At 67.6% G+C, this 3125-nt stretch carries 3 protein-coding genes; all 3 read right to left on the bottom strand.

What is annotated here, in order from left to right; genetic code table 11:
* Positions 1-196: 196 nt before the first annotated feature.
* Genes X803_RS0106165 through X803_RS0106155 form a run of 3 tightly spaced genes read right to left on the bottom strand, consistent with a single transcriptional unit; the run spans position 197 to position 2984 of the window.
* The gene (locus X803_RS0106165) at positions 197-1054 is read right to left on the bottom strand and encodes a 3-hydroxyacyl-CoA dehydrogenase family protein (RefSeq protein WP_026544459.1); all 858 of its coding nucleotides are present in this window, start codon (positions 1052-1054) and stop codon (positions 197-199) included.
* On the bottom strand, positions 1051-1788 hold the full coding sequence (locus X803_RS0106160) for an enoyl-CoA hydratase/isomerase family protein (RefSeq protein ID WP_026544458.1): 738 nt from the start codon (positions 1786-1788) through the stop codon (positions 1051-1053). Before X803_RS0106160 ends, X803_RS0106165 begins: the two co-directional genes overlap by 4 nt.
* Positions 1788-2984, bottom strand: coding sequence for a thiolase family protein (locus X803_RS0106155; RefSeq protein WP_026544457.1), 1197 nt, complete (start codon positions 2982-2984; stop codon positions 1788-1790). The genes X803_RS0106160 and X803_RS0106155 overlap by 1 nt, the downstream gene beginning before the upstream one ends.
* Positions 2985-3125: the final 141 nt, after the last annotated feature.

Raw genomic sequence — 3125 nt, 5'->3', positions numbered from 1 at the left:
TTCCCGCCGGCCCCAGAAGTCATGGCTCCAGGGGTTCACATGAGCCACCCGGCGCCGGATGTTGTAGGTCATCACGTGGAGCTGGGGCGCCTCGACAGGTCCGATCAACGGCTTGTCCGCAAGGGTGGTCCGCTCGCTCATGAAAAAACCTTAGTCCCTTTGGCCTCCGGTGTGGCAAAAGCCCGGCAGCACACGCCTACTCATCCCAGGTGAAGAAGCCCTGCCCGGATTTGCGTCCCAGTTCACCGCGCGCCACCTTGTCCCGCAGAATTTGCGGCGGAGCAAACCGTTCACCCAGAGTCGAGGCCAGGTATTCGGCAATCCCCAGGCGGACGTCGAGGCCCACGATGTCGGTTGTCCGCAGCGGCCCGACCGGGTGCTTGTAGCCAAGCACCATCGCCGTATCGATGTCCTCGGGCGAGGCCACCCCCTCCTCGACCATGCGCATCGCTTCCAGGGCAATCGCAACGCCGAGCCGGGAGCTGGCGAATCCCGGGGCATCGTTGACCACTACCGGAGTCTTGCCGAGCGCTTCAGCCCAGCCGCGCGCCTTCCCGGCCAGTTCCTCCGACGTCGACGGCGCCAGTACCACCTCGATCAGCGTCGACGCCGGAACGGGATTGAAGAAGTGGAGCCCGCAGAACCGGTCGGGTCGCTGCAGCACACCGGCCAGCTCGCCGACCGACAGCGACGAGGTATTCGTCGCAAGCCAGGCGTCGCCGTCGAGCTGTTCCTCCACGCCACGCAGTGCCGCCGTCTTGAGGGCGAGGTCCTCCGGTACTGCTTCGACCACCAGCCCGCAGGGCTTGAAAGCCGCATAATCGGTGGCGACCGTCACCCGCCCGGTCAGTGCCTCGAGGGTTTCATGCGTGGACCCCTTGGCGATGCTGCGGTCCAGTGCCGCTGTGATGCGTCCGCGCGCAGCCTCCGCGGCGTCGTCATCACGCTCCACGACGACGACGGCGGCACCCGCCACGCAGAACGCGTGGGCGATGCCCGCGCCCATCCTCCCTCCACCGAGAACGCCGACTGTGTCCGGAATGGTGTGATTCACTTTTTCTTCTTCCGGTCGAGAAACGCCTGCATGCGCTCGAACTTCGCCTCGGACTCGAACAGGATGCCCTGGGCGAGCTGGTCGATCACGGGATGCGCTTCGGGTGGGGCGTGGAACACGCTCTTGGTGATGCGGGTGGCCAGTGGATCCTGCCGTGCAATCCGGTCGGCCAGTCGGTGGGCTGCCGGCAGCAGGTCCTCAGCCGGATGGATTTCGGTGATCAGCCGGGCGGCGAGCGCCTCATCGGCGTCCAGCACCCTGCCGGCGAGCAGGATTTCCTTGGCCAGCGGTTCACCGACGAGTTCTCGCAACCGCCAGGTGGCTCCGGCGGCGGGCAGGATTCCCAGACCGGTTTCCGGGTTGCCGATCTTGAGCGAGGGGGTGCCGATGCGGAAGTCCGCAGCGAAGGCGAGCTCGGCGCCTCCGCCCAGGGCGTAGCCGTCCAGCGCCGCGATCACGGGCATGGGGAGGCGGGCTATCCGGGAGAACAGCGTCGAGTTGATTCCTGCGAGCGCGTCGTCGCGGCGTCGTTCCCGGAGCTGCGCAATGTCGGCGCCGGAGGCGAAGACGCCGCCCGTCCCCGAGAGGACCAGCACCCGCGGGTTGCGCTCAAGGTCCGCGCAGACCTCGTGGAGCTCGTCCACCATTTGCTGGTCAATCGCGTTGCGGACCTCCGGACGGTGCAGCTGGACGCTGAGGCGGTCGCCGCCGTCGTCAATTTTCAGCGTCTCCACTACACACGCTCCAGAAGCATGGCGGTGCCCTGTCCCACGCCGACGCACATCGTCGCGAGGCCCAGCCGGCCGCCCTCGCGTTCCATGCGGCCCATGAGGGTGATGGCGAGCCGGGCCCCGGAGGAACCGAGCGGGTGGCCGAGGGCGATGGCCCCGCCGTCGCGGTTCACGATTTCCTCGTCCAGGCCGAGCCGGCGGATGCACGCCAGGGACTGGGAGGCGAAGGCTTCATTGAGTTCGACGGCGTCGAGGTCGGCGATGGAACGGCCGGCCAGGTCGAGGGCTTTCTGCGTGGCCGGCACCGGACCGATGCCCATGATTTCCGGGGGCACTCCCGCGGACGCTCCGGTGACGATGCGGGCGCGCGGCGTGAGTCCAAGCCGAGTCAGCGCCGCCTCGGACGCGACGATCACTGCGGAGGCACCGTCGTTGAGGGAACTCGAGTTTCCGGCGGTCACTACCCCGCCCTTGGCGACTACCGGTTTCAGCCCTGCGAGGACCTCCAGCGTGGTGTCCGGCCTGGGCCCCTCATCAGTGTCCACCGTGACGTTCTCCTTCCCGCGCACGGTATTCACGGGAACAATCTCGTCAGCGAAGTGCCCGGCGTCGATCGCCGCGGCGGCCCGCTGGTGCGAGCGCAGGGCGAAGGTGTCGGCGTCGTCGCGGGTGATGCCGTCCACGCGGGCCACTTCCTCGGCGGTTTCCGGCATCGAGAACGTGGTTTTCTCCTGCGCCGCGAAGGTCGGGTTGGCGAACCGCCAGCCGATGGAGGTGTCGAACACCGCGCCCGGCTTGGCGAACGCCGTCGTCGGCTTCTCCATCACCCAGGGTGCGCGGCTCATCGACTCGACGCCGCCGGCAATTACGACGTCGGCAGCGCCTGCCTTGATCATGTGGGAGGCCATGATGATCGCCGACAGACCGGAGGCGCAGAGCCTGTTGACGGTGATGCCCGGAATGGTGTCAGGCAGGCCGGCAAGGAGGGTGGCCATGCGGGCAACGTTGCGGTTTTCCTCACCGGCGCCGTTGGCGTTGCCGAGGATGACCTCGTCGATGGTCTCCGGGTCAAGACCGGTTCGGTGGACCAGTTCGCGGAGGGTGAGGGCCGCCATGTCGTCGGGCCGGACCGCGGAGAGCGCTCCGCCGTACCGTCCCACCGGGGTGCGAACCCCGCCCACCAGAAAAGCCTCGGCCATGCCAGCCTCCGTCATCGTCGTCATTCAGCGAGGTACCTTGAAGGCGGCGTAATTACCGACCGTTCGTTCTATAAAGAATCGCACGGTGCACGGGAGCGGTCAACCGGCCGCCGTTCTGTTGCGTGGGGGCATGCGGCGGGT

The organism is Arthrobacter sp. 35/47, from assembly GCF_000520475.1.
Taxonomy (GTDB): domain Bacteria; phylum Actinomycetota; class Actinomycetes; order Actinomycetales; family Micrococcaceae; genus Arthrobacter_D; species Arthrobacter_D subterraneus.
The sequence above is the reverse complement of the archived record's forward strand: the minus strand, read 5'-3'. Positions and strand labels throughout refer to the sequence as shown.

What these genes read in the sequence shown, in the direction of transcription:
- X803_RS0106155 (WP_026544457.1), bottom strand. Translation starts at nt 2,984, where the DNA reads ATGGCCGAGGCTTTTCTGGTGGGCGGGGTTCGCACCCCGGTGGGACGG.